General features: G+C 61.8%; 26 protein-coding genes, 4 tRNA genes and 2 pseudogenes. 13 read left to right on the plus strand and 19 right to left on the minus strand.

From position 1 onward, the window contains the following. Positions 1 to 579 carry a plasmid pRiA4b ORF-3 family protein gene (locus tag J3B00_RS24960; RefSeq protein ID WP_209873669.1) on the plus strand — a complete coding sequence of 193 codons (579 nt, stop codon included), beginning with the start codon at positions 1 to 3 and terminating at the stop codon, positions 577 to 579. Between the two features lie 162 nt (positions 580 to 741). Here the strand turns inward: J3B00_RS24960 and J3B00_RS24965 are convergent, their stop codons facing one another. Together J3B00_RS24965 and J3B00_RS24970 are read right to left on the minus strand one after the other, a co-directional pair. Then, on the minus strand, positions 742 to 978 hold the full coding sequence (locus J3B00_RS24965) for a hypothetical protein (protein ID WP_209873671.1): 237 nt from the start codon (positions 976 to 978) through the stop codon (positions 742 to 744). 770 nt (positions 979 to 1,748) lie between these two features. After that, positions 1,749 to 1,967 carry a hypothetical protein gene (locus J3B00_RS24970; protein ID WP_209873675.1) on the minus strand — a complete coding sequence of 73 codons (219 nt, stop codon included), beginning with the start codon at positions 1,965 to 1,967 and terminating at the stop codon, positions 1,749 to 1,751. Between the two features lie 507 nt (positions 1,968 to 2,474). On the opposite strand from J3B00_RS24970, the gene J3B00_RS24975 reads away from it, so the two are divergent. Beyond that, complete coding sequence (locus tag J3B00_RS24975) at positions 2,475 to 2,924, plus strand: GNAT family N-acetyltransferase (RefSeq protein WP_209873678.1); 450 nt, start codon at positions 2,475 to 2,477, stop codon at positions 2,922 to 2,924. Between the two features lie 2 nt (positions 2,925 to 2,926). Here J3B00_RS24975 and J3B00_RS24980 read toward each other — a convergent pair. From J3B00_RS24980 to J3B00_RS24990, 4 genes and pseudogenes are all read right to left on the minus strand, one after another. Then, positions 2,927 to 3,259: pseudogene (locus J3B00_RS24980) on the minus strand (transposase); the annotation flags it as partial. A gap of 112 nt (positions 3,260 to 3,371) precedes the next feature. Further along, a pseudogene (locus J3B00_RS26915) lies at positions 3,372 to 3,634 on the minus strand (Fic family protein); the annotation flags it as partial. A gap of 252 nt (positions 3,635 to 3,886) precedes the next feature. After that, positions 3,887 to 3,962, minus strand: a tRNA-Thr gene (locus J3B00_RS24985). 357 nt (positions 3,963 to 4,319) lie between these two features. After that, the gene (locus J3B00_RS24990; protein WP_209873682.1) at positions 4,320 to 4,736 is read right to left on the minus strand and encodes a pilin; all 417 of its coding nucleotides are present in this window, start codon (positions 4,734 to 4,736) and stop codon (positions 4,320 to 4,322) included. A 217-nt stretch (positions 4,737 to 4,953) separates the two neighbouring features. Here J3B00_RS24990 and J3B00_RS24995 point away from each other — a divergent pair, with 217 nt between their 5' ends. Genes J3B00_RS24995 through yacG form a run of 4 tightly spaced genes read left to right on the plus strand, consistent with a single transcriptional unit; the run spans position 4,954 to position 7,851 of the window. After that, entirely contained in the window at positions 4,954 to 6,162 is a 1,209-nt protein-coding gene (locus J3B00_RS24995) for a type II secretion system F family protein (RefSeq protein ID WP_209873686.1), read from the plus strand. A gap of 2 nt (positions 6,163 to 6,164) precedes the next feature. After that, positions 6,165 to 7,031: an A24 family peptidase gene (locus J3B00_RS25000; protein ID WP_209873689.1), complete on the plus strand. Its 867-nt coding sequence runs from the start codon at positions 6,165 to 6,167 to the stop codon at positions 7,029 to 7,031. Further along, positions 7,031 to 7,654, plus strand: a complete 624-nt coding sequence (gene coaE, locus J3B00_RS25005) for a dephospho-CoA kinase (protein ID WP_209873692.1) — start codon at positions 7,031 to 7,033, stop codon at positions 7,652 to 7,654. The genes J3B00_RS25000 and coaE overlap by 1 nt, the downstream gene beginning before the upstream one ends. Further along, positions 7,651 to 7,851, plus strand: coding sequence for a DNA gyrase inhibitor YacG (gene yacG / locus J3B00_RS25010; RefSeq protein WP_209873695.1), 201 nt, complete (start codon positions 7,651 to 7,653; stop codon positions 7,849 to 7,851). Before coaE ends, yacG begins: the two co-directional genes overlap by 4 nt. Before the next feature lie 159 nt (positions 7,852 to 8,010). Here the strand turns inward: yacG and J3B00_RS25015 are convergent, their stop codons facing one another. Beyond that, positions 8,011 to 8,691 (minus strand): energy-coupling factor ABC transporter permease, encoded by a 681-nt coding sequence (locus J3B00_RS25015; RefSeq protein WP_209873698.1) that lies wholly within the window; start codon positions 8,689 to 8,691, stop codon positions 8,011 to 8,013. Between the two features lie 97 nt (positions 8,692 to 8,788). Between J3B00_RS25015 and J3B00_RS25020 the strand changes: the two genes are divergently transcribed. The 3 genes from J3B00_RS25020 (at position 8,789) to J3B00_RS25030 (ending at position 11,102) form a co-directional block, all read left to right on the plus strand. Then, complete coding sequence (locus J3B00_RS25020) at positions 8,789 to 9,418, plus strand: DUF1780 domain-containing protein (protein WP_119138311.1); 630 nt, start codon at positions 8,789 to 8,791, stop codon at positions 9,416 to 9,418. 133 nt (positions 9,419 to 9,551) lie between these two features. Continuing rightward, positions 9,552 to 9,725, plus strand: a complete 174-nt coding sequence (locus J3B00_RS25025; RefSeq protein WP_209873701.1) for a DUF3094 family protein — start codon at positions 9,552 to 9,554, stop codon at positions 9,723 to 9,725. Between the two features lie 81 nt (positions 9,726 to 9,806). Continuing rightward, positions 9,807 to 11,102 (plus strand): NAD(P)/FAD-dependent oxidoreductase, encoded by a 1,296-nt coding sequence (locus J3B00_RS25030; protein WP_209873704.1) that lies wholly within the window; start codon positions 9,807 to 9,809, stop codon positions 11,100 to 11,102. 269 nt (positions 11,103 to 11,371) lie between these two features. Here the strand turns inward: J3B00_RS25030 and J3B00_RS25035 are convergent. From J3B00_RS25035 to J3B00_RS25045, 3 genes are all read right to left on the minus strand, one after another. After that, positions 11,372 to 11,447 (minus strand) — tRNA-Lys (locus tag J3B00_RS25035). A gap of 6 nt (positions 11,448 to 11,453) precedes the next feature. Then, positions 11,454 to 11,530: transfer RNA gene (locus J3B00_RS25040), tRNA-Pro, on the minus strand. A gap of 4 nt (positions 11,531 to 11,534) precedes the next feature. Beyond that, positions 11,535 to 11,610: transfer RNA gene (locus J3B00_RS25045), tRNA-Asn, on the minus strand. A 338-nt stretch (positions 11,611 to 11,948) separates the two neighbouring features. On the opposite strand from J3B00_RS25045, the gene J3B00_RS25050 reads away from it, so the two are divergent. Then, positions 11,949 to 12,194, plus strand: a complete 246-nt coding sequence (locus J3B00_RS25050; protein WP_209873707.1) for a hypothetical protein — start codon at positions 11,949 to 11,951, stop codon at positions 12,192 to 12,194. A gap of 9 nt (positions 12,195 to 12,203) precedes the next feature. Here J3B00_RS25050 and clpB read toward each other — a convergent pair whose 3' ends face one another. The 3 genes from clpB to rluD all read right to left on the minus strand — a co-directional run bounded on the left by clpB (position 12,204) and on the right by rluD (position 16,657). Continuing rightward, positions 12,204 to 14,771 (minus strand): ATP-dependent chaperone ClpB, encoded by a 2,568-nt coding sequence (gene clpB, locus J3B00_RS25055; protein WP_209873710.1) that lies wholly within the window; start codon positions 14,769 to 14,771, stop codon positions 12,204 to 12,206. A 189-nt stretch (positions 14,772 to 14,960) separates the two neighbouring features. Continuing rightward, entirely contained in the window at positions 14,961 to 15,698 is a 738-nt protein-coding gene (gene pgeF, locus J3B00_RS25060; RefSeq protein WP_209873723.1) for a peptidoglycan editing factor PgeF, read from the minus strand. Continuing rightward, positions 15,695 to 16,657, minus strand: a complete 963-nt coding sequence (gene rluD, locus J3B00_RS25065) for a 23S rRNA pseudouridine(1911/1915/1917) synthase RluD (RefSeq protein WP_209873726.1) — start codon at positions 16,655 to 16,657, stop codon at positions 15,695 to 15,697. The genes pgeF and rluD overlap by 4 nt, the downstream gene beginning before the upstream one ends. A 148-nt stretch (positions 16,658 to 16,805) precedes the next feature. Between rluD and J3B00_RS25070 the strand changes: the two genes are divergently transcribed. Then, on the plus strand, positions 16,806 to 17,825 hold the full coding sequence (locus J3B00_RS25070) for an outer membrane protein assembly factor BamD (RefSeq protein WP_209873729.1): 1,020 nt from the start codon (positions 16,806 to 16,808) through the stop codon (positions 17,823 to 17,825). Positions 17,826 to 17,918: 93 nt separating this feature from the next. Then, positions 17,919 to 18,149, plus strand: a complete 231-nt coding sequence (locus tag J3B00_RS25075; RefSeq protein WP_209873732.1) for a PP0621 family protein — start codon at positions 17,919 to 17,921, stop codon at positions 18,147 to 18,149. Between the two features lie 216 nt (positions 18,150 to 18,365). Here the strand turns inward: J3B00_RS25075 and thiO are convergent, their stop codons facing one another. The 5 genes from thiO to pilV are packed head-to-tail and all read right to left on the minus strand — an operon-like array spanning position 18,366 to position 21,357. After that, positions 18,366 to 19,463, minus strand: a complete 1,098-nt coding sequence (gene thiO, locus J3B00_RS25080) for a glycine oxidase ThiO (RefSeq protein WP_209873735.1) — start codon at positions 19,461 to 19,463, stop codon at positions 18,366 to 18,368. 29 nt (positions 19,464 to 19,492) lie between these two features. Then, positions 19,493 to 19,891, minus strand: a complete 399-nt coding sequence (locus J3B00_RS25085) for a type IV pilin protein (RefSeq protein ID WP_209873738.1) — start codon at positions 19,889 to 19,891, stop codon at positions 19,493 to 19,495. Position 19,892: 1 nt separating this feature from the next. After that, positions 19,893 to 20,375 carry a hypothetical protein gene (locus J3B00_RS25090; RefSeq protein WP_209873741.1) on the minus strand — a complete coding sequence of 161 codons (483 nt, stop codon included), beginning with the start codon at positions 20,373 to 20,375 and terminating at the stop codon, positions 19,893 to 19,895. Further along, positions 20,372 to 21,025 (minus strand): prepilin-type N-terminal cleavage/methylation domain-containing protein, encoded by a 654-nt coding sequence (locus J3B00_RS25095; protein WP_209873744.1) that lies wholly within the window; start codon positions 21,023 to 21,025, stop codon positions 20,372 to 20,374. Before J3B00_RS25095 ends, J3B00_RS25090 begins: the two co-directional genes overlap by 4 nt. Then, the gene (pilV, locus tag J3B00_RS25100; RefSeq protein ID WP_209873747.1) at positions 21,022 to 21,357 is read right to left on the minus strand and encodes a type IV pilus modification protein PilV; all 336 of its coding nucleotides are present in this window, start codon (positions 21,355 to 21,357) and stop codon (positions 21,022 to 21,024) included. Before pilV ends, J3B00_RS25095 begins: the two co-directional genes overlap by 4 nt. A gap of 130 nt (positions 21,358 to 21,487) precedes the next feature. Here pilV and J3B00_RS25105 point away from each other — a divergent pair, with 130 nt between their 5' ends. Next, the gene (locus J3B00_RS25105) at positions 21,488 to 21,976 is read left to right on the plus strand and encodes a GspH/FimT family protein (RefSeq protein ID WP_209873751.1); all 489 of its coding nucleotides are present in this window, start codon (positions 21,488 to 21,490) and stop codon (positions 21,974 to 21,976) included. Positions 21,977 to 21,981: 5 nt separating this feature from the next. On the opposite strand, the gene ispH is transcribed toward J3B00_RS25105, so the two are convergent. Further along, positions 21,982 to 22,929 carry a 4-hydroxy-3-methylbut-2-enyl diphosphate reductase gene (gene ispH, locus J3B00_RS25110; protein WP_209873754.1) on the minus strand — a complete coding sequence of 316 codons (948 nt, stop codon included), beginning with the start codon at positions 22,927 to 22,929 and terminating at the stop codon, positions 21,982 to 21,984. Positions 22,930 to 22,933: the final 4 nt, after the last annotated feature.

Here is a 22,933-nt window from a genome sequence, read left to right on the forward strand (position 1 = left end):
ATGGTTACCACCGTTCGCCCATCGAAGCCCCAGGCAGACTTATTCTTACTGTGCATTGAGTTGCAGGACATCGAACCGAAGATCTGGCGGCGCGTTGTCGTGCCATCGACCATCACCCTGAGCCGTCTGCACAAGGTTATTCAGGAGGCGATGGGGTGGCAGGATACCCACCTGCATGAGTTTCAGATTGGCGGTGAGCGTTATGGGGTTCCCGACCCGGATGGCTGGGGCGAGTCGATGCAGTCTGAGGCACGCAAGCGCCTAGGCAAGGTCTTGAACGGCCAGCACGAGTTTGGCTACCTGTATGACTTCGGCGACAGCTGGCAGCATCGGATCGAAGTGGAACAGATTCTGCCCGCCAAGGCCTATCCGCAGGTGCCTTGCTGCATCGCCGGTGGCAATGCGTGTCCGCCGGAGGATGTTGGGGGAGCGTGGGGGTATAGCGAGTTTGTCGCGGCGATGGCTGACCCGCGTCATCCGGACCATGAGTTCAGGATGGAGTGGTTTGGGGAGGCATTTGATGCAACGGAGTTTGATTGTGAGGAGACGAATCAGTGGGTGGCGCGGTTGCCTTGCTGATTAGCGGCATCCAACGATTCCAGCTTATGAGCCTGATGGAGTTGGACCACCGTAATTCCTAACAGCTTGGCGGCTTTAGGCTCACCGACGATCGCAGGATAATTTCAGCCGATATGGCGGGCCGCTCTCTCACAAGCGTCCCTGATTGATGCTTGGGCGCGCCTACCTAGGGCTATCGTCTTGCATCTCGTCATCTGTCTTGAGCAACTTGCTGCACTGCTCAGCCACTAGGCTGCTGATGATGCGGATTGCCTGATGGATGCCGCCTGTGTTGCGGAAGCTCAGTTGAGGGTTGTGTTCACACTCCAGCATCTCGTCATGCTGGACCAGCGCCTCACCGAGCAGTTCGAGGGTCCAGGCGTAGTTCTGGACGCTGTTCAGGCGTTCGTGGTCGGTCATGGGCGGACCTGCCTTTGAGCTGGTTGGGCGTGGGTTTGGGTGTGGATTGGATAGAAATGGACGGCAGGACACACCGACGAAGCTGGACGGCGGAGAACGAATGCGAGGATCTTGCTCGAGATGCGCGTTTGCATGCATGAGACTCCAAGTTTGATTGGAGCTGCCACGCATCGTCGCCAAACGATTGGGTGGCAGCTGTACGCAGGTTGGCGAACCGGGAACTTGGAACCCGGCAGACCCGAAGGTCTCCCACGCACAGCTACCATTGCACGAGGCTGCGGGCACAAAAAAAGCGCCTGCAATCGTGTGGGGCGCTGTTGCGCCAAGTTATCCGAGTCGCCAAACCCGATCGCGGAATTTGCCGCGACTTGGGGAATTTATCCCTTGGGGCTTGGAGGTGCAAGTGCCAGAGCTGTGCGAAATAGCATTCAATGTTGAAGGAAAATGCGAGCACGGGATTTGGGAATCAATGCGGTTGCAAAGACGTCTCCGGGCACATTTGCAGGACCCAGGCCTCAGCCACATCGACACGATTAGTCCGGCTACGGCTAGAAGTTGGGTGGCAGCTGCGTGTGGGGTAGGAATACCGGGAAACTTGGAACCCGGCCAGGCCTAGGCCTGCCCACACATAGCCGTCATAGCTCAGAGAGCGTTCCACGCGCAACTGATCAAGCCAACCCGTAAGGGAGAATCTCACCAAGCCAAGTGGGCCGCGGTCTCACGAGCGCCCCTAATCGCTGATTGCGCGAGCCTTACCTGGTGGCTTCGCCTTACACTTCGTCATCCGTCTTGAGCAACTTGCTGCACTGCTCAGCCACAAGACGACTGATGATGCGGATGGCCTGATGGATGCCGGCTGTGTTGCGGAAGCTCAGTTGAGGGTTGTGTTCACACTCCAGCATCTCGTCATGCTGGACCAGCGCCTCACCGAGCAGTTCGAGGGTCCAGGCGTAGTTCTGGACGCTGTTCAGGCGTTCATGGTCGGTCATGGGCGGACCTCCCTTTGAGCTGGTGGGCGTGGGCTTGGGTGTGGATTGGATAGAAGTGAACAGAGGGCCGAGCTGGAACGGCTAGGCGGCGGAGAACGGATGCGAGGATCCTGGACGGACTTTTGATGGTCATGCATGAGGTCCTTTTCTGTTGAAGCACCACACCGACCGTCGCCAAACGATTGGGTGGCAGCTGTACGCAGGTTGGCGAACCGAGGAAAAGGAACCCGGCAGACCCGAAGGTCTCCCACGCACAGCCGCCATTACACGAAACTGCAGGCACAAAAAAAGCGCCTGTAATCGTGGTTGGGGCGCTGTTGCGCCTTTTCGGTCGAGTCGCCAAACCCGGTCGCGGAATTTGCCGCGACTTGGGGAATTTATCCCTTGGAAGACGGTGGTGCAAGTGCCAATGCTGTCCGAAATGTCCTTGAATGTTGAAGGACAGGTCCGTCACTTTAGATGAGATGGAGGCGCGCTTCGGTTCTCCGCAACGATTGAGGTCTCAGCATGGAATGCCACGTTCGTCCCGCCACGAGCAAAGATGCAGCAGCGATAAGCCGCGTAGCTATAGCCGCCCTGCGTGGGTCAAATTCACAGGACTATCCGCCTGATGTGATCGCTCAAGTTGAGCAGAGCTTTTCTCCTGAAGCCATCGCTACACAGCTTACGAAGCGTAGGGTCTTCGTAGCCTTGTTGGGCGAAAAGATTATTGGCACTGCCGGTCTCGACGGTCATGTCGTCAGAAGTGTTTTCGTTGACCCCGCTCACCAGAAAGGCGGTATCGGGCGGCACTTGATGGATGTCATTCATACAACTGCTGCCAGCGCAGGAGTTGGAGCTGTACGTGTGCCATCGTCGATTACAGCTGAAAGGTTTTATACCGCGTTGGGTTATCAGAAAATCCGCGACGAGTTTCATGGGGCGGAGCGCACCATCGTTATGGAGAAGCGGCTGTAGTATTAGCCCAGACTATCTAACCAGTTCTGCGGCAATAAATCAGTGATCTCACTGGACCGCTGAGTGGGCCGCCGCGTCAGCACATCTTTGAGATAGGCATACGGATCATGCCCATTCATGCGCGGCGATTGGATCAGGCTCATGAGTGCAGCCGCCCGCTCGCCACTGCGCAGCGACCCGGCAAACAGCCAGTTCGAGCGACCAAGCGCCCATGGCCGTATCCGGTTTTCAACTTGGTTGTTGTCGACGGGTACAGCCCCATCGTCTAGGTAGCGCGTCAGCGCTACCCAGCGTTTCCTGATTTCATCATGGACGCCAGCAATGCTGGGGGTGCTGCGCGCCCCTTTCGCGACACAAGGCCGCTCCCGTGAGGACTGTGCATGCCGATAAAGCGGCGCTGTTCATTGTGGGGCATTGGATCGCGAAAGGCTGCAGAGCAGCACCGGCGGCAATTTCCAGCAACTGGTCGGTGCTCTCGGCTTGGCTGTCGATGTAGTCAGCCAGTGTGGTGTGGTTGCCCTCGATTCGAGCAGACACCACGCTCTCCAGCGTGTAAACAGCACCTTGAGCTGAAAGAACGCCTGGGGTGGAGTGTCCTCTCCCCCTCAGTCTTCGAAGACACTCGAGCTCGGCCAGAACGTCAGCCAGTGGTGAGTCGAAGCAAGGGGAGGGTTCAGCAGCTGCAGGTCGTCGTGTGAGAACTGGGGTATCTGAAAACTATCTCTACACGGAAAAATCGTTATCTAGAAAAATTTTGGCTTTTCCCCCGTAAACGTTAGCCAAAACAGAATCAACAGATAACCACTATCTAGAAAACGCCGCGACCCAAAGTGGAAAAAACTCGATCCCACAAGTCAAAAATACGCAGATGAGCAGGGTAAAAACCAGGCACAAAAAAACCCGCACAAGGCGGGCTTCTTGGAGGTGCCAGCAAGCGAGAAATCGCCACGGGCCAATCTGGATGGTGCCGGAGACAGGAATCGAACCTGCGACCTTCGCGTTACGAGTGCGCTGCTCTACCGACTGAGCTACACCGGCGTATTGCGCAACCTACCACTGCCGGGAGGGTTACGCAAACCTCTGTTTCGTATTGATTTCGAGGTTAGGTGATAGGTGTTCTCTGGGATGAGTTCACGGTCATGGAATACACGCTGTTGCATGGATTTAGCAGAACACTGTGGCAGATGGCCCCAGTGTTTCGGGTAGCGCTGTTGCGTAGAGAACGAAGCCCGTAAATGCGGCGGATACCCTGTACGAGCGGGCTTGCCTTGGTCGAGGTCGGTCCAGTTACCGTGGTGTATGGCACCGGCTTCGCCGGTTTCGCGGGGCAAGCCCGCTCCTACAGGGGGTGCGGTGTTGGGCGAAGGTAGGTGCCAGCAGAGGGTTGGGGAGTGCCTACAGCCCTGGGGATGTACAGCCGCTGGGAGCCAGATCCTCTTCGACGGTCGTGGCACAGGTCCAACCTGTCGGCGAGCGGGTCAGCGTCAGGGTCTTGCCAATAACGTTGGCCGGCGCGGCGGCCAGGGTGCAGGCGATGCTGGCGACCCCCGTCGCAGCGGTGCCGCTCGCGGTGATCGCGCAATGCGAGGTCGCCGCCTGACCACCCAGCGCGGTGACATCGGTAACGTCCTTACCTTCATTCAAACGCAGATCCATCGGTGTCTTCAGCGCTGAAATCTCCAGCAACGCCGCCGCAGCCTTGGTGCGGGACTGGTGGTCGGTGTACATCGGTACGGCGATGGTCGCCAGGATGCCGATGATCGCGACGACGATCATCAGCTCGATCAGGGTGATGCCTTTTTGCCCTTTCATGAACGCTTTTCCTTGTTGATACGGTGCAGCACTGGACCCACTCTCGGACACCCAGCTGGCAGGCGCGCAGTAGGCCTCAACAGACACCTTTTGTCACCCCTGCCCGGCTGGACGTCATGCTCGCTGAACTACTCTAGTGACCATCAGGGAAACCCGCCCATGGATGGGCACGGCAAGCTGTTTCCAAGCTTGTCTCCGCCACAGCAAGGAGCTACGCATGAGCCGCACAACACGCCTTTACGCCTGGGAAGGCACCGATGCCAGCGGCATGCGGGTCAGCGGTCGTCGGGAGGGGCGCAGCCCGGCGCTGGTTCGTGCGGGGCTGGTTCATCAGGGGATCACCATCGCCCGATTGCGCCCGGCGGGTGGGCTGCAATGGCAGTTGCCCACGCGCAAGGACAAGGCGGACCCGGCGGGCTTCAGTCGGCAACTGGCGACGCTGTTGAAGGCCGGGGTGCCGTTGCTGCAGGCGTTCGAGGTGATGGGGCGCAGTGGCGGCAATGACAGCCTGGGGCGGCTGTTGACGCGATTGCAACAGGATGTGGGCGCAGGTCTGGGGCTGGCGGATGCGTTGCAGCGCCAGCCGGGGTGGTTTGATCGGCTGTACTGCAACCTGGTGCGGGTGGGCGAGCAGTCGGGCACGCTCGATGGGCAACTGGAACAACTGGCGGACATGCTCGAACAACGCCAGGCCCTGCAGCGGCGGGTGCGCAAGGCGATGATTTATCCACTGCTGCTGTTGCTGACGGGGTTGGGCGTGTCGGCGTTGCTGCTGTTGGAGGTGGTGCCGCGCTTTCAGGGGCTGTTTGCCAGCTTCGATACGGCGCTGCCGGCGTTCACGCAATGGGTATTGGACTTATCCACAGGCCTGGGGCGGGTGGCGCCGGTGCTGCTGGCGGGGGTGATTTTGTCCACAGTGGGGGTGCGTGAGCTGTATCGGAAACATGCGCCGTCACGCCTGTGGATATCTCGCCAGGTATTGCGCTTGCCGGTGCTGGGGCGCTTGCTCGCGCAGGCGGCGTTGGCGCGCTTTGCACGCAGCCTGGGTACGGCGTACAGCGCTGGGGTGCCGCTGCTGGATGCACTGGGGACGGTGGCTTCGGTCAGCGGTGGCTGTGTGCATGAGCAGGCCATTCTGCAGTTGCGTCAGGGGATGGCCAATGGTCAGGGGTTGCATCAGGGGATGGCGCGGGATGCGTTGTTTCCACCGCTGTTGGTGCAACTGACGGCGATCGGTGAATCGAGTGGCACGCTGGACCAGATGCTGGCGAAAGCGGCCAGCCATTACGAAGAACAGGTCAGCCAGGCGCTTGATCAGTTGACCAGCCTGCTGGAGCCGGCCATCGTGCTGGTCCTTGGCTTGCTGGTGGGCGGCCTGGTGATTGCCATGTACCTGCCAATCTTTCAGTTGGGTAGCTTGATCTGAACATGAACGTCTGGACTTTTTTGGCCGCGCAGCCGGTGTACTTCCTGGCCGCGGCGACGCTGCTGGGGCTGCTGGTGGGCAGTTTTCTCAATGTGCTGGTGCATCGCTTGCCGATCATGCTCGAGCGTCAATGGCAGCGGGAGGCGCAGGAGGTGCTTGAGCTGCCGAGCGTGGAGCACGAGCGCTTCGACTTGTCCCTGCCCGCTTCGCACTGTCCGCATTGCGCGCACAGGATACGTGCCTGGGAGAATATTCCGCTGCTGAGCTACCTGTTTCTGCGGGGGCGCTGCTCGGCCTGCAAGGTTGCGATCAGCCCGCGGTATCCGCTGGTGGAGCTGGCCAGCGCGGTGCTGTCGCTGGTGGTGGCGTGGCATTTTGGGCCAGGGCTGCAGGCGCTGTGTGCGCTGCTGCTGACCTGGTGCCTGCTGGCCTTGAGCCTGATCGACAGTGAACACCAGTTGCTGCCCGATGTGCTGGTGCTGCCGATGGTGTGGGCGGGGCTGATCGTCAATGCATTCGCGGTGTACGTGCCGTTGAACGAAGCGCTGTGGGGCGCGGTGATCGGTTATCTGAGCCTGTGGACGGTGTACTGGGTGTTCAAACTGGTGACCGGCAAAGAGGGCATGGGCTATGGCGACTTCAAGCTGCTGGCACTGATTGGTGCCTGGGGCGGCTGGCAGGTACTGCCGGTGACGTTGGTGCTGTCGTCGGTGGTCGGCGCGGTGATTGGCCTGTGTTTGTTGCGTTTGCGCAACGCTTCGCTGGCGACGGCGATACCTTTTGGTCCGTATCTGGCCATTGCGGGGTGGATTGCTGTGCTCTGGGGTGATGAAATGTACGCCTCATACGTGCAACTGCTTGGATTCTGATGACCACTGCGGCATTTACTCCCTGGATACTGGGCCTCACCGGCGGCATTGGCAGCGGCAAGAGCGCGGCGGCCGAGCGCTTTGTCGAACTCGGCGTGCACCTGGTCGACGCCGATCAGGCTGCGCGCTGGGTGGTCGAACCGGGGCGGCCGGCCTTGGCCAGCCTCGTCGAGCGCTTTGGCGCGGGCGTATTGCTGGAGGATGGCCAGCTGGACCGCGCGGCGCTGCGCCAGTTGATCTTTGCCGACCCGGCTCAGCGGCGCTGGGTTGAACAGCTGCTGCATCCGCTGATCGGGCAGGAGATTTTCAGCTACCTGGCCAAGGCGCAGTCGCCCTATGCGGTGTATGTGTCGCCGCTGCTGATCGAGTCGGGGCAGTACCAGAAGACTCAGCGCGTGCTGGTCATCGATGCGCCGCAAGACTTGCAGGTGCAGCGCACCTTGCTGCGGGATAACACCAGCCCTGAACAGGTGCAGGCGATTCTTGCGGCGCAGTTGGCGCGTGACGAGCGCTTGCGCCATGCCGACGATGTGGTGGTCAATGATCGCGACCTGGCCTGGTTGCACGAGCAGATTGACCGCCTGCACCACTTTTACCTGACTTTACGAGGAGGCCAGCCATGAGCCAGCCGTTGTCCGTTGACTGCCCGACCTGTGGCGCACCTGTGGAATGGACCGAGAAGAGCCCGAACCGGCCGTTTTGTTCTGATCGTTGCAAGTTGATCGACTTGGGGGCTTGGGCGGCTGAGGAGCACAAGATTGCTGGGGCGCCTGAGTCTGAGGATGAGCTGTATTCGGCGGATCTTGAGCCGCGGCACTGATTTGTGGTGTGTCAGTGGCGGCCTCTTCGCGGGGCAAGCCCGCTCCTACAGGGGGCGTGGCGGGCTTGCGAACTTTGTTGTTTGCGCGACCTCCTACAGGATTTGCACAGGACCTGTAGGAGCGGGCTTGCCCCGCGAAGAGGCCGCCACTGACAGTCGCTAAGGCTCATCCTTCCACGGCGCTTGCAGGTAGCGCGTTCGGTTGAACGTCTCCAGCCACTCGGGGCAAAACACCACCAACGCACTGACCACCATCCCGTTGATAAACGCTTCGGGAAAGATGATCAGCCACAGATAGCCGACAAAATCCGCCAGCCACTCAGGCATGGCAAACCGTCCATCCAGCCACAACAGCCCCAGCGCCGCCATCAGGCAGCACAACGCCGACACCGCCGCGGCCAGAAACCCTGAGCAAAAGATATAAACGAACAGGTTACGCGGCTGCGCGCGCTCGACCAGGATCGCGCACACCTCGGTGATCAGCACCGGCAGGCCAATGATCAGCAGGCCGTTGACCCCAAGCGCGGCAAGATCCTGGCGCCCGAGCAGCATCAGCCCGATCTGCGCCATGCACCCCGCAAGAATCGCCAATGGCCAATCGAGCAGCAAGGTCACCGCCGTCATGCCGATGAAGTGGTAGGAAACCCCGGTATCGAAGTCGCGCCTGACCAGCCACAACGCAAACAAGGCGAACACCGCGCCAAACAGCAGGTGCTGGCGGCGCCGATCCGTCACCAGTTCGACCCAGCGCGTGCGCGACGCGGCCCAGATCAACACCGGCAGATAAACCAGCCAGCCCAGCGTCAGGCTGGTGCTGGAGAGGACGTGTGCGCTGATCACCTAGGCTCTCCCCGTCGCAAACAGTTTCAGTCTACACCGCGATTTTCACTGGCAAACAACACCTTACCGTCACAGATTAGCGGCTAAGCTTGTCTCCATGGATGACTCAGACTACCTGCGCCTGCTTACCATCCAGGCCGAACAAGCCAATGCGTTCCTGTCCAATGCCCGCAAATGGGAGCGCGAGCGTTGGGTATGCCAACGCCTGCTGCAAGGGCTGAACATCCCTTACCGCAACGAAGACTTCACCCCCGCCGGGCAAGAGCCGCCCGACGTGCTGTTTCGCGATGCGGCGTTCGAGGTGTTTTTCGTGCTCGATGAGGGCCGCCGCCTCAACGATGAATGGCGCGAAGAGCTGCAGCGTCGACGCAGTGCGTTTTCGCTGAGCCAATTGGTGCGCCGTGAGGCCCGCCCGCGGCGAATCAGCGCTCAGGAGTTGCTGGTGCGCCTGGCGCCAACTCTGCGCAAGAAGGCCCACAACTACCGCGAACGCGGCCTGGAACTGAACGAGCTGGATATCATTGCCTTCGCCAGCCTCAAGCGCGAGGTGCTCGACCTCAACAGCCACTTTCCGCCGCCCACCGAGTATTTGCGTCAGGGCTGGCGCTCGCTGTCGCTGGTGGGGCCGACGTTTGCCCGGGTGCTGTTCGCCCACCCCGATGCGCCGGATTTTCTCCGGGGTAACCTGGGCCGCAGCATTGTTTTCGATGTCGGGATCAGTCTTTGATCCACTGCCGAGAGTCTTTGCATTGGCGTACACTCGGCGGCAGAGATAGAAAGCATTATCATTCGTTGTCGAGACCCTGCGCGAACCCTGTAGCCTTTGCGCAGTCACAAGCGTCTACCTGACGAGGCCCACCATGACCAGCCGCCTGAATCCAGAAGATCAGCGTCGCGTCGATGAGTATCTCAAAGCCCCTCAGCATCAAGTTGAGCGCAAGCCGTTTCGGCCGTTGCTGCTCCTGTTGCTGGTGGTGGTAGTGACCATTGGTCTGGGCCTGTTAAGCCGCCTGTTGAGTGGACTGGTGCTATGAGCTGCCTTGCGCTCGCCCTCCCCTCTGCTTCGGCGCCGCCCCTCAGGGGCAAGCATTCGTTTAACCTTATGAGATATCTCCATGACACATCGCATCGTGATTGTCGGCGGCGGCGCCGGCGGCCTGGAACTGGCGACCCGCCTGGGTAAAAGCCTGGGCAAGCGCAAAAAGGCCGAGATCACCCTGGTCGACGCCAACCTGACCCACATCTGGAAGCCCCTGTTGCACGAAGTGGCGGCCGGCTCGCTGAACTCGTCGGAAGACGAGCTCAACTATGTGGCCCAGGCCAAGTGGAATCACTTCAACTTCCAGCTAGGGCGCATGAGCGGCCTGGATCGGGAGGGCAAGCAGATCCAGCTGGCGGCGACCCTCGACGAAGACGGTCGCGAGCTGCTACCGGCGCGCACCCTGGGCTATGACAGCCTGGTGATCGCCGTGGGCAGCAACACCAACGACTTCGGTACCTTGGGCGCGGCGCAACACTGCCTGTTCCTCGACACCCGCAAGCAGGCCGAGCGCTTCCACCAGCAACTGCTCAACCACTACCTGCGCGCGCATGCTGGTGACGTTGCCCACGAGAAGATCAGCGTGGCCATCGTCGGTGCCGGCGCTACGGGCGTCGAGCTGGCGGCCGAACTGCACCACGCGGCACACGAGCTGGCGGCCTACGGCCTGGACAAGATCAAGCCGCAGGACATGCACATCACCATCATCGAGGCGGGCCCGCGCGTGCTGCCAGCGTTGCCTGAGCGGATCAGCGTGCCGGTGCACAAGACGCTGGAAAAACTCGGTATCACCGTGCTGACCAATGCGTCGGTCAGTGAAGTGACCGAGGAGGGTTTGAAGACTGCTGGCGGTGATGTGATCCAGGCCAGCCTGAAGGTGTGGGCGGCGGGGATCCGTGCGCCGGCCTTCCTCAAGGATATCGACGGGCTGGAGACCAACCGGATCAACCAGTTGGTGGTGCGTCCGACGCTGCAGACGACGCTGGACGACGATATCTTCGCCTTTGGTGACTGTGCCGCGTGCCCGCAGCCAGGCAGCGATCGCAACGTGCCGCCACGGGCGCAGGCGGCGCACCAGCAGGCTTCGATGCTGGTGAAGAGCTTCCAGGCACGGCTCGATAACAAGCCGCTGCTGACCTATGCCTACAAAGATTATGGCTCGCTGGTGTCGCTGTCGCGGTTCTCGGCGGTGGGTAACCTGATGGGCAACCTGACCGGTAGCGTGATGCTCGAAGGGTGGCTGGCGCGGATGTTCTATGTGTCGCTGTATCGGATGCACCAGATGGCGCTGTACGGCATGTTCCGCACGGCGATGTTGATGCTGGGTAGCCGGATTGGACGTGGGACTGAGCCGCGCCTGAAGCTGCACTGATCGGCTGACGATTTTTGGGGCCGCTGCGCGGCCCTTTCCGACCGGTCCGGCGCCCCGGCAAGGCCGCTCCTACAGGTACAGCGCAAGGCTCAGGCCAGCGATGACCCTGTGGGAGCGGCCTTGTCGCGAAAGGGGCGCAAAGCGGCCCCAGGAGCTACCGGACGATGCGATAACTGCCTTGCAACGCAATTAAAGAAGGCCAGCAAGCGCACCCGAATAAAATCGAGGCAAAAGAAAAAGGGCATCTCGATCGAGATGCCCTCTTTACATGGTGGGTCGTGTAGGATTCGAACCTACGACCAATTGGTTAAAAGCCAACTGCTCTACCAACTGAGCTAACGACCCGGAAAATGGTCGGGGTGAGGGGATTCGAACTCCTGACATCCTGCTCCCAAAGCAGGCGCGCTACCGGACTGCGCTACACCCCGAAATTGGCTCCGCGACCTGGACTCGAACCAGGGACCCAATGATTAACAGTCATTTGCTCTACCGACTGAGCTATCGCGGAACTAAAACTTCGATCTTCCGATCCCGAAGGCTGTTTAAGCTTCGGTCCCTTTGACTTACCGCATCTCTGCGTTGTTGTCTCTGAGGCCGGCTATTCTACATCCTTCGTTTTGCTTGTCAACCCCTAATTTGCTTTCAAGTTACTGATTTGCAAACTGTTTTCAGATCGTCGTTACCGCTGGCGATCTGCTTAGTGGCTGACAGCGGGGCGTATATTAGGAGCACTCGATTCTAGATGCAAGCATAAATTTCAAAATTTTCATGAGGTTAGCGGGAAGGCCCTATTTCCGGGGTTTTGCGGGGTGTCGATGGTCGCTATCGCGGGGCAAACCCGCTCCCATGCAGCCCATCGGCGTACAAAAATGCGCGCGAGAACTGGCCGCGCCGGGCAAAAAAGCCTTCGCCGAGCTGAAAAAAATCGAAAGCCACGGTAAAAAAATCAAATCGACTGCAGGAAGAAGCAAAAATCAGGGCAAAAAAACTGTAAACCACCCCCAAAAAAACGAATCGCCCACGAAAAAATTTTCAGCCCCCGCAAAAAAATTAACCGCAGCCGAAAAAAAGCCCCGCTTTCGCGGGGCTTGATCGTTCTACTTATGAGGCAAAGACAATCTCGTCGCCCTCGACCGTGGCGGTAATCGCCGCCCCGGGCAAGAATTCGCCCGACAAGATCAACTGCGCCAGCGGGTTCTCGATCCAGCGCTGGATCGCCCGCTTCAGCGGCCGTGCGCCATACACCGGGTCGTAACCAACGGCGATCAGCTTGTCGATCGCCTCAGGGCTCAGGCTCAAGCTCAGCTCGCGCTCGGCCAGACGGCTGCGCAGGCGGCCCAGCTGGATCTCGGTGATACCGGCGATCTGCTCACGACCCAGCGGCTCGAACACCACCACTTCGTCGATACGGTTGATGAACTCCGGACGGAAGTGGCTACCCACTGCGTCCATCACCGCCGCACGCTGCGCCTCACGATCACCGACCAGTTCCTGGATCTGCGCCGAGCCCAGGTTGGAGGTCATCACGATCACCGTGTTGCGGAAGTCCACCGTACGTCCATGGCTGTCGGTCAGACGACCGTCCTCAAGCACTTGCAGGAGCACGTTGAACACATCCGGGTGGGCCTTCTCGACCTCGTCGAGCAGCACCACCGCGTAGGGTTTGCGCCGCACGGCTTCGGTCAGGTAACCGCCCTCCTCGTAACCGACATAGCCTGGTGGTGCACCGATCAGCCGCGCCACGGAATGTTTCTCCATGAACTCGGACATATCAATGCGCACCATGGCCTCTTCGGTATCGAACAGGAACTCGGCCAGGGCCTTGCACAGTTCGGTCTTGCCGACGCCGGTCGGGCCGAGGAACAGGAACGAGCCACTTGGCCGGTTCGGGTCGGACAACCCGGCACGCGAACGGCGCACGGCGTTGGCAACGGCAGTAACCGCCTCGCCTTGGCCAATCACGCGCTGGTGCAGCAGTGTTTCCATCTGCAGCAGCTTCTCGCGCTCGCCTTCGAGCATCTTCGCCACGGGGATGCCGGTCCACTTGGAGACCACTTCGGCGATCTCTTCTTCGGTAACCTTGTTACGCAGCAGCTGGTTATCGGTCTTGCCGTGCTGGTCGACCATCTGCAGGCTGCGCTCCAGATCAGGGATCACCCCGTACTGCAGTTCGGCCATACGGCTCAGGTCACCTTTGCGGCGAGCGGCTTCCAGCTCCTGACGCGCCTGCTCGATCTTCTGCTGGATCTGTGCCGAGCCCTGCACTTCGGCTTTCTCGGACTGCCAGATTTCTTCCAGGTCGGAATATTCGCGTTCAAGCCGGGCGATTTCTTCGGTGAGTTTCTCGAGACGCTTCTTGGCCGCCTCGTCTTCTTCTTTCTTCAGTGCCTGGGATTCCACCTTCAGCTGGATCAGGCGACGGTCGAGACGGTCGAGCACTTCCGGCTTGGAGTCGATTTCCATACGGATGCGGCTGGCCGCTTCGTCGATCAGGTCGATGGCCTTGTCGGGCAACTGACGATCGGTAATGTAGCGGTGGCTGAGCTTGGCTGCAGCGATGATCGCACCGTCGGTGATGGCCACCTTGTGGTGCACTTCATAGCGCTCTTTCAGGCCACGCAGGATGGCGATGGTGTCTTCTTCGCTCGGCTCTTCGACCAGCACCTTCTGGAAGCGCCGCTCGAGCGCTGCGTCCTTCTCGATGAACTGACGGTACTCGTTGAGCGTGGTCGCACCGACGCAGTGCAACTCGCCGCGGGCCAGGGCTGGCTTGAGCATGTTGCCCGCGTCCATGGCGCCCTCGCCTTTGCCGGCGCCGACCATGGTGTGCAACTCATCGATGAACAGGATGATCTGGCCTTCCTGCTTGGACAGCTCGTTGAGCAGGCCTTTGAGGCGCTCTTCGAATTCGCCGCGGTACTTGGCACCCGCGATCAGCGCCCCCATGTCCAGCGCCAGCAGGCGTTTGCCCTTGAGGCCATCGGGCACTTCGCCGTTGATGATGCGCTGTGCCAGGCCTTCGGCGATGGCGGTTTTACCCACGCCGGGCTCACCGATCAGCACCGGGTTGTTCTTGGTCCGGCGTTGCAGTACCTGGATGGTCCGGCGAATCTCGTCGTCACGGCCGATCACCGGGTCGAGCTTGCCGTCTTCGGCGCGCTTGGTGAGATCGACGGTGTACTTGTCCAGGGCCTGGCGCGACTCTTCGGCGTTGGCGTCATTGACTGCCGCGCCACCACGCAGGTTGTTGATGGCGTTTTCCAAGGCCTTCTTGCTCACGCCTTGGCCGAGCAGCAGTTTGCCGACCTTGCTGTTCTCGTCCATGGCGGCGAGCAGCACCAGTTCGCTGGAGATGAACTGGTCGCCCTTCTGCTGGGCCAGGCGATCGGCCTGGTTGAGCAGACGCGCGAGGTCCTGCGACATGTTGACGTCGCCGGTGGGGTTCTGGATTTTCGGCAGCTGGTCGAGCTCTTTGCTCAGCGCTTTGCGCAGGCTGTTGACGTCGAAGCCGACCTGCATCAGCAGCGGCTTGATCGAACCGCCTTGCTGGTCGACCAGTGCCTGCAACAGGTGCTGCGGCTCAATGGCCGGATGATCCATGCCAACGGCCAGGGATTGAGAGTCAGATAATGCTAATTGCAGTTTGCTGGTTAATCGGTCTATTCGCATGGGGATACCTTCCTATATGGGCAGGCCGGAGCGATGGACACACCTAGATGAAGAAACCTGCCAGAGATAACCAATAGATGAGGGTGATTCTGGAAGATTCAAGCGTAGCGGGGTTGACCGAGGTCAGTTGGGAAATGCTTGGCGCTCCTACAGGGTGCTGCGACAGCTTTAGGGGCAGCAGGGGGATGGTCAGCGTGGATCGAGCCAGACCAACGAGGCAAAGCGCCCACCCTGCGGGGTGCGGCGATAGGAGAAGAAGCGTGGGTCGGTGACCGTACACAACCCACCGCCATAAACAGCAGTGACGCCACGGGCCGCTAGACGAATACGCGCCAGCTCGTAGATATCAGCCAGCAGCTTGCCAGCACGCTCACCCGGCACAAAGGCGCGGGCGGCCTCGGGATGCACGGCGGTAAACGCATCGCGCACTTCCAGCCCGACCTCGAACGCTTGCGGGCCAATGGCCGGTCCGAGCCAGACCAGTACCTGATCAGCGGGTAGCGCGAGCCGATCCAGGGTGGCCTCCAGCACGCCACCGGCCAGCCCGCGCCAGCCGGCATGCGCCGCTGCGACTCGGGTACCGGCGCGGTCACAGAACAACACCGGCAGGCAGTCGGCAGTCATCACCGTACAGGCAATGCCTGGCTGGTCAGTCCAGCTGGCATCGGCTTCGGCGACGATAGCCGGGTCGGCATCCGCCACAACCAGGCCATGCACCTGCTTGAGCCAAGCCGGCTGGATGCTGAAGTGATCACTCAGGCGCCGACGGTTCTCGGCCACCGCCGCCGGGTCATCCCCGACATGGTCGCCCAGATTGAAGCTTTCATAGGGTGGCAGGCTCACCCCACCCTCGCGGGTGGTGACGCAGGCGTGCACCGAGGCCGGGGCCGGCCAGTCGGGGCGCAGCAGCTGCGTCAGACCGTTCATCCGATAAAGCTGCCGCGGTCGTCCTGCAGCAGCGTCAGCAGCTCGACGAAGTCGTCCGGCAGCTTCGATGCCCACTCCATGCGCTCACCCGTTGCCGGGTGGTCCAGGGCCAGGAAGCGTGCATGCAGCGCCTGACGCGGGAAGGTCTTCAGTGCATCGACCATTTCCGGATCGGCCGCCGGCGGAATGCGGAAGCGGCCGCCGTAGGTCTGGTCGCCGACCAGCGGGAAGCCAACGTGGGCCATGTGCACACGGATCTGGTGAGTACGGCCGGTTTCCAGCTTCACCCGCACATGGGTGTGCGAACGGAACCGCTCCAGCACGCGGTAGTGGCTGACTGCAGGCTTGCCGCCTTCAGTCACCGCCATGCGCTGCCGCGCGCCGCCGTGACGACCGATCGGGGCGTTGATCTTGCCCCCTGCGGTCACCACGCCGATCACGATGCACTCATAGATGCGGCTGACCGAGCGGCTCTGCAACTGCTCGACCAGCTTGGTCTGCGCCTGCAGGGTCTTGGCCACCACCATCAGACCGGTGGTGTCCTTGTCCAGACGATGGACAATACCTGCACGCGGCACGTTGATGATATCCGGCACGTGATGCAGCAAGGCATTGAGCAAGGTGCCATCGGCATGGCCAGCGGCCGGGTGGACCACCAGCCCGGCGGGCTTGTTGATCACCAGGATCTGGTCGTCTTCATAGACGATGTCCAGTTCGATGTCCTGGGCGATCCACTCGCCCTGGGCTTCCTGCTCGGCCTCAAGGGCCAGAATGGAACCACCATGGACGGTGTCGCGCGGACGCACGACCTGGCCATCGACCGTCAAGCGGCCGTCTTTGATCCAGGAGGACAGGCGCGAACGCGAGTACTCGGAGAACAGTTGGGCGGCGACCTGGTCGAGGCGTTGACCGCCCAATTCGGACGGTACCTCTGCGCTAAGTTGAATGATCTCGGACATGCTCGATTCGGCGGGCGCACAGCCTTTGGTTTCAACTGCGCGCTTGTGGTTAAATACGGCTTCTTTTGCCCCGGGGTTAGGCCGGGGGCGCTCATCATAACAGGACGGCACCGCCCAAGACAGCGGCCGTCAAAGGACGCAAGCCGCCATGCAAGTGAAACACCTGCTGCTGATCGCCATCCTCGGGCTCACCGCTGCCTGTTCCTCGAACAAGGAAGTGATTGACGAGAACCTCAGCGAAGCCGAGTTGTACCAGCAGGCGCAGGCCGACCTGGACAACTCGAGCTACACCAGCGCCGTGAGCAAGCTCAAGGCCCTGGAGTCGCGCTACCCGTTCGGCCGTTACGCCGACCAGGCCCAGCTCGAGCTGATCTACGCCAACTACAAGAACTCCGAGCCAGAGGCAGCCAAGTCCGCTGCCGAGCGCTTCATCCGCCTGCACCCGCAGCACCCGAACGTCGACTACGCCTACTACCTCAAAGGCCTGACTTCGTTCGACCAGGACCGCGGCCTGCTGGCGCGCTTCCTGCCGCTGGACATGACCAAGCGTGACCCGGGCGCTGCCCGCGACTCGTACAACGAGTTCGCCCAGCTCACCAGCCGCTTCCCCAACAGCCGCTACTCGCCCGATGCCAAGCAGCGCATGATCTACCTGCGCAACCTGCTGGCCTCGTACGAAATCCACGTGGCCGACTACTACATGACCCGCGAGGCGTATGTTGCTGCCGCCAACCGTGGCCGCTACGTGGTCGAGAACTTCCAGGAAACACCATCGGTCGGCGACGGCCTGGCGATCATGGTCGAGGCCTACCAGCACCTGCACCTTGACGAGCTGGCAGCGACCAGCCTCGAGACCCTCAAGCTCAACTACCCTGACCACCCAAGCCTGGTCGACGGTAGCTTCGAGCCCAAGCAGGACGTCGCTGAAGGCCGTTCGTGGCTGTCCAAGGCTACCCTTGGCCTGATCGAAACCGAGACGCCGCTGCCGCCGGGCGAGACCCGCGCCAACCAGGACGTGGTGCGTCAGTTCAAGGATGCCCGCGACGAGATGCCGTCGGACCTGCTGCCGAAAGATGAAAATGGTGACCCGATCCTGCCGGAAGGTCCGAAAGAAGCCGAGCAGAGCCGTTCGTGGTTCAGCTACGCGACCTTTGGTCTGTTCGACTGATCCAGCGCTGTGTGAGAAAGGGAGGCCTAGGCCTCCCTTTTTTCATGGCCGCGCCCTAGACTGTCTGCTCTCTTTCTCGACAAGCTGGACACCATGGTTCGCCTACTTTTCTGGATTGCCCTGATCGCCGCCGCGTTCTGGCTGTGGCGCAAGTTCAAGATCAGCCAGCAATCACGCCCCGAGCAGCGGCTCGATGACCCGTTGAAGATGGTCCGTTGCGCCCATTGCGGCGTGCACCTACCCACCGACCGCGCACTGCACCGCGGTGATCAATGGTATTGCAGCCCGGCGCACCTGGAACAAGGGCCTGGCGATCAGCGTTGATCCGTTGATCGGGTAATTGGGGATGCTGCCACCCTTCGCCGCGTTCCTGCTCCCCCAAGGATCACCACGCCCCCCCCCTGTAGGAGCGGGCTTGCCCCGCGAAACCGGCGAAGCCGGTGCCATCCTCCACAGCGCCTGGGCCAGCCTCTTCGCGGGGCAAGCCCGCGCCTACAGGTGGGGCGGCGCTACATCCAACGCGTTTTCTACCTCAGGCGCTCAGGTCAAACGCCCCGCTGGCGCATACGGCGCCGGGTCGATGATAGGCTCGGCCCCCGTCAGCAGATCAGTGAACAACTGGCACGAAGCGGGCGCCAGCACCAGCCCATTGCGATAGTGCCCGCAGTTCAACCACAGCCCCTCATGCCCCGGCACCGGCCCGATATAGGGAATGCCTTCAGGCGAACCCGGCCGCAACCCCGCCCAATGCGCCACCGGGGTAGCACCCGCCAGCCCAGGCAACAGCTCCACGGCCGACGCCTTCAGGCTCGCCAGGGCATCCTCGGTAGGCGTCTTGTCATAGCCGGCATGCTCAAGCGTACTGCCAATCAAGATATGCCCATCCCGCCGCGGGATCGCATAACGGCCCTTGGCCAAGACCATGCTGGGCAAGAAGTCCTCGGCGCACTTGTACAGGATCATCTGCCCTTTCACCGGCTCCACCGGCAGCTCCAGGCCCAGTGAGCGCAACAGGTCACCACTCCAGGCGCCCGCGCTGAGCACCACCTCATCAGCGGGCAGCACGCCCTCGGCCGTCTGCACGCCGGTTATGCGCCCGCCGGCCTGGCTGAACCCGCTGATCTGGCAATGCTCGCGCAGGGTCACGTTGGGCATCGCCAGCAACGCGGCCTTGAGTGATTTGACCAGACGCGGATTGCGCACATTGGCCACGCCAGCCATGAAGATCGCCCGCTTGAAGCCCGCCCCGAGCCCCGGCACGGCGTCATAGGCGGCAGAGATATCCACAGCGCTGAGCGGCCGTTGCGCGCGCGCGGCCCAGGCCAGCGCCTCGGCTTCGTCGTCCAGGTCCAGCCAGTACAGGCCAGTGGTGTGCACTTCAGGATCGACCCCGGTGCTGGCGAACAAGCGCTCGCCCAGCTGTGGATAAAAATCCTGCGACCAGTGCGCCAGGGCGGTCACGGCAGCACTGTAGCGCCACGGGTAGAGCGGCGAAACGATGCCGCCGCCGGCCCAGGACGACTCGCGACCGACCTCGCCCTGGTCACACACCACCACCTGCTCGACCTTTGCCGCCAGGTTGAACGCAGTCAGCAGGCCGATTACCCCACCGCCGACAATCACTACTTGCTTGCTCATCTGTCGATCCGCTATCCGAAATGAAACCCTCAGCCTCCCCAACAGCCCACGGCCTGCTCGACCCCGCCGGGGTTACTGCGCACACCCGCCTGATCAAGCTGGAAGTCGCCACACCGATCATCCTTCATCATGCCCTGCGGCAAACGCCTGGCGATCAGCCGGAAGCTGTTCTCGTCGCGCTGTACCTGCAGGCTGTAGTAGCGGCTGCCGGCAGGCAAGGGAACGGGCAATGGGTCGCTGTCGGCATACTGCCCGGTGCGCGCATGCTGGCGCTCCAGGCGCAGGGCGGCGTCCTGCAGCAGGCCAACCACTTCGCTGCGTGCGGCACGCCGAAGCTGGTCGCTGTAACTGGGGTAGGCAATGGCTGCCAGAATGCCGGTCACAGCCACGACAAGCAACAATTCGATCAGGCTCAGGCCTTGCTGCATGTCAGGGCTCCTGGATGCGTTGCCGCCAGAGGACTCTGTGCGGTGTTTGGGCTTGATCGGCGTGCAGGGCGTAGACCGCCTCCAGCACATAGCGCCCTCGCTGTTGCTGGCTGACGGCGGTGACTCTGTACAGGGTCACCGCAGTACCTGCGGGTAGGTCCGCGGCCCGGGTGCTCGGGCCGAGGTTCTGCAGCAGGAACCAGCCCTGTGCGGCTGTTTGCCAGGCGCCCTGTCGACCGTCAGGTTGATGCGCGTCTGCTGGCGGCAGGCACCGCTGGCACGCTGTGGGCGGCGCCAGTGCCAGCATTGCCGCGCCGTCGAGCAGGGTCGCTTCGGCCTGCTCCAGCGCCCGGGCACTGGCCAGCAAATGGCTGGCCATGCGCGTCTGTGCCATGGCCTCGCCCAATGCGGAGGCGGCAAGCAAGCCGAGCAACAGGCTGAGGACCAAGGCAATCAGCAAGACCATGCCGCGCTCGCGCTTCATGGCTCAGGCAACCGGTTTCTCAGCGCCACGCTGATTGCATAGTGCTGTTCGATCGAGTGTTGCGGCTCGAACAAGGTTAGGCGCACATCGACTCGCTCACCCTCGGCAGTCGCAACCCGCGTTGCATTAAAGCTGCGGACATTGTCGATCAAGGCCCGCGCAGTGCCTCTATCCGACAGACGCAGACTCGAGTCGTGCAGATCATAGGTGAGCCGGCTGATCGGCAAGGCCAGCACCTGCTGATTATCGTTGCGCGGATCTGCCGTGACCCGCGCCCAGCTGCGGCAATCGGTGAGTACGCTCCAGCGGGGTCTGCTCACACTGCCGGGCAGTTGCCCGACGATCAGGCTCAGGCGCTCACCGCCTTGGCTTATCAGCAGCGGCTGAGCAAAGACCTCAGCGACCGACGGATCATCAAAGTCGGCGGTTTCCAGGCGCAGGCAGCCAAACATCCCGACCATGCGAATATCCTGCGCCATGCGCTGCAACACCAGCCGCGCATCCTCCTGCAATTGCGCCACCGCGCCCTGCAGTCGCCAGGCTTGTACGGCCGAGACAAACACCTGGCTTGCCGCCGCCAGCAGCATCAGGCCCAACGCCAAGGCCAGCAGCCCTTCCAGCAAACTGAAGCCACGCTGACGCAGGCTCATGGCCGGGCCTGCAAGCTGATGCCTTGATGATGCTGATCGCGCGGGTCTGGCCAATCGACATCCACCACCAGCAACGCGCCCGTATGACGTGCCCTGCCCCGGGCCTGCGCACCAAGCGATGCCTGGACCTCACGCTGCCACTGCAGCAGATCAGCCGACTGCAGACCACCCGCCGCCCTCACCCGCTCTACCAGCGCTTGTGCCAGGTGACTCGCCTGGGTGTCGCGCCGGGCACTGTCGGTGGCCTGCAATGCCCGAATCTGCAACGCGGCGCCGGCGAGCACGCCCAGCGCCAGCACCAGTACCCCCAGCAGCACCTCCAGCAAAGTCATCCCGCGCTCACCTGTTCGCATCCATGCGCCTCCAGAGAAACTTCCCGCGACCTGTCAGCAATTGGCCGACTGGACCTCCTGTCCGTCGTTCTCGAAGCTACAGCGAAGCACTTCCAGGGAGAAATGCACGGTGCGGCAACAGGGTGCAACACTGCTACAAATGATGTTGGCGCTGGCCATGGCCGCGCTTCTGACACAACTGGGGATGCCGTCCTACGCAGCGTTCAGCGAAGACCTGCACCGCGCCGCAGCGGCCCGCGACCTTATGCAGGCCCTGCGCAACGCGCGCAGCCATGCCACGCTGCAGCAGCAGCCGGTACGGGTTCAGCCGATAAACGAGGATTGGGGGCAAGGTTGGCGGTTGCTGCTGGCAGACAACGGCCAGTTGCTGCGCGAGTACCCCTTGCGGCGGGGCTTGAAGATTTTCAGCAACTTCGATGGGGAGGTGAGATTCAGCGCGCAGGGCATTCCCATGCGGGGTAACGCCTTGCTGGGAGGGCGGCTGGAGATTTGCGGCCAGTCACTCGATGCGCAGCGGCGCCAGGTGATCCTGGCACCCAGTGGCAGGATGCGCCTGAGCAGCGACGCGGCCGATAAGCCACTGTGCCCAGGCAGCTGACCTGCTCAGATCAGCGAGCGCACCCGGAGCTCCTTGGGCATCGAGAAGGTGACATTCTCCTCGCGTCCATCGAGCTCTTCGGCGCCGCTGGCACCCCACGCCTTGAGCTGGTCGATCACTCCACGCACCAGCACCTCGGGGGCAGAAGCACCCGCCGTGATGCCGATCCGGCCGATGCCATCGAACCAGCTTTGCTGCAGGTCTTCGGCACCATCGATCAGGTACGCCGGAGTGCCCATGCGCTCGGCCAGTTCGCGCAGGCGGTTGGAGTTGGAGCTGTTCGGGCTGCCCACCACCAGGACCACGTCGCACTCGTCAGCCAGTTGCTTGACCGCGTCCTGGCGGTTCTGGGTGGCGTAGCAGATATCGTCCTTGCGCGGCCCGCCGATATTCGGAAAGCGCGCCCGCAGCGCATCGATGACGCGACTGGTGTCGTCCATCGACAGCGTGGTCTGGGTGACGAAGGCCAGGTGATCAGGGTCGCGCACCTGCATGTTGGCAACATCCTCCTCGTCTTCGACTAGGTAGATCGAGCCACCATTACTGGCGTCGTACTGGCCCATGGTGCCTTCGACTTCCGGGTGCCCGGCGTGGCCGATCAAAATGCATTCACGACCGTCGCGGCTGTACTTGGCCACTTCGATATGCACCTTGGTGACCAATGGGCAGGTCGCGTCGAACACTTTCAGGCCGCGACCGGCCGCTTCCTGGCGCACGGCCTGGGACACGCCATGGGCGCTGAAGATGACGATGACGTCGTCCGGCACCTGGTCGAGTTCTTCGACGAAGATCGCCCCGCGGTTGCGCAGGTCTTCGACGACGAACTTGTTGTGCACCACTTCATGACGCACATAGATCGGCGGGCCGAAGACTTCCAACGCACGGTTGACGATCTCGATCGCCCGGTCGACCCCGGCGCAGAAGCCGCGCGGATTGGCGAGTTTGATTTGCATGCTC

The organism is Pseudomonas sp. BP8 (assembly GCF_017875955.1).
Lineage (GTDB): Bacteria > Pseudomonadota > Gammaproteobacteria > Pseudomonadales > Pseudomonadaceae > Aquipseudomonas.

What these genes read in the sequence shown, in the direction of transcription:
- thiO (WP_209873735.1), bottom strand. Translation starts at nt 19,463, where the DNA reads ATGAGCAAGCAAGTAGTGATTGTCGGCGGTGGGGTAATCGGCCTGCTG.
- ispH (WP_209873754.1), bottom strand. Translation starts at nt 22,929, where the DNA reads ATGCAAATCAAACTCGCCAATCCGCGCGGCTTCTGCGCCGGGGTCGAC.
- J3B00_RS25090 (WP_209873741.1), bottom strand. Translation starts at nt 20,375, where the DNA reads ATGAAGCGCGAGCGCGGCATGGTCTTGCTGATTGCCTTGGTCCTCAGC.
- J3B00_RS25070 (WP_209873729.1), top strand. Translation starts at nt 16,806, where the DNA reads ATGCAAGTGAAACACCTGCTGCTGATCGCCATCCTCGGGCTCACCGCT.
- J3B00_RS24995 (WP_209873686.1), top strand. Translation starts at nt 4,954, where the DNA reads ATGAGCCGCACAACACGCCTTTACGCCTGGGAAGGCACCGATGCCAGC.
- pgeF (WP_209873723.1), bottom strand. Translation starts at nt 15,698, where the DNA reads ATGAACGGTCTGACGCAGCTGCTGCGCCCCGACTGGCCGGCCCCGGCC.
- J3B00_RS25075 (WP_209873732.1), top strand. Translation starts at nt 17,919, where the DNA reads ATGGTTCGCCTACTTTTCTGGATTGCCCTGATCGCCGCCGCGTTCTGG.
- pilV (WP_209873747.1), bottom strand. Translation starts at nt 21,357, where the DNA reads ATGACTTTGCTGGAGGTGCTGCTGGGGGTACTGGTGCTGGCGCTGGGC.
- J3B00_RS25050 (WP_209873707.1), top strand. Translation starts at nt 11,949, where the DNA reads ATGCAGCCCATCGGCGTACAAAAATGCGCGCGAGAACTGGCCGCGCCG.
- J3B00_RS24965 (WP_209873671.1), bottom strand. Translation starts at nt 978, where the DNA reads ATGACCGACCACGAACGCCTGAACAGCGTCCAGAACTACGCCTGGACC.
- yacG (WP_209873695.1), top strand. Translation starts at nt 7,651, where the DNA reads ATGAGCCAGCCGTTGTCCGTTGACTGCCCGACCTGTGGCGCACCTGTG.
- J3B00_RS25020 (WP_119138311.1), top strand. Translation starts at nt 8,789, where the DNA reads ATGGATGACTCAGACTACCTGCGCCTGCTTACCATCCAGGCCGAACAA.
- J3B00_RS24960 (WP_209873669.1), top strand. Translation starts at nt 1, where the DNA reads ATGGTTACCACCGTTCGCCCATCGAAGCCCCAGGCAGACTTATTCTTA.
- coaE (WP_209873692.1), top strand. Translation starts at nt 7,031, where the DNA reads ATGACCACTGCGGCATTTACTCCCTGGATACTGGGCCTCACCGGCGGC.
- J3B00_RS24990 (WP_209873682.1), bottom strand. Translation starts at nt 4,736, where the DNA reads ATGAAAGGGCAAAAAGGCATCACCCTGATCGAGCTGATGATCGTCGTC.
- clpB (WP_209873710.1), bottom strand. Translation starts at nt 14,771, where the DNA reads ATGCGAATAGACCGATTAACCAGCAAACTGCAATTAGCATTATCTGAC.
- J3B00_RS25095 (WP_209873744.1), bottom strand. Translation starts at nt 21,025, where the DNA reads ATGAGCCTGCGTCAGCGTGGCTTCAGTTTGCTGGAAGGGCTGCTGGCC.
- J3B00_RS25030 (WP_209873704.1), top strand. Translation starts at nt 9,807, where the DNA reads ATGACACATCGCATCGTGATTGTCGGCGGCGGCGCCGGCGGCCTGGAA.
- J3B00_RS25025 (WP_209873701.1), top strand. Translation starts at nt 9,552, where the DNA reads ATGACCAGCCGCCTGAATCCAGAAGATCAGCGTCGCGTCGATGAGTAT.
- J3B00_RS25085 (WP_209873738.1), bottom strand. Translation starts at nt 19,891, where the DNA reads ATGCAGCAAGGCCTGAGCCTGATCGAATTGTTGCTTGTCGTGGCTGTG.
- J3B00_RS24975 (WP_209873678.1), top strand. Translation starts at nt 2,475, where the DNA reads ATGGAATGCCACGTTCGTCCCGCCACGAGCAAAGATGCAGCAGCGATA.
- rluD (WP_209873726.1), bottom strand. Translation starts at nt 16,657, where the DNA reads ATGTCCGAGATCATTCAACTTAGCGCAGAGGTACCGTCCGAATTGGGC.
- J3B00_RS24970 (WP_209873675.1), bottom strand. Translation starts at nt 1,967, where the DNA reads ATGACCGACCATGAACGCCTGAACAGCGTCCAGAACTACGCCTGGACC.
- J3B00_RS25000 (WP_209873689.1), top strand. Translation starts at nt 6,165, where the DNA reads ATGAACGTCTGGACTTTTTTGGCCGCGCAGCCGGTGTACTTCCTGGCC.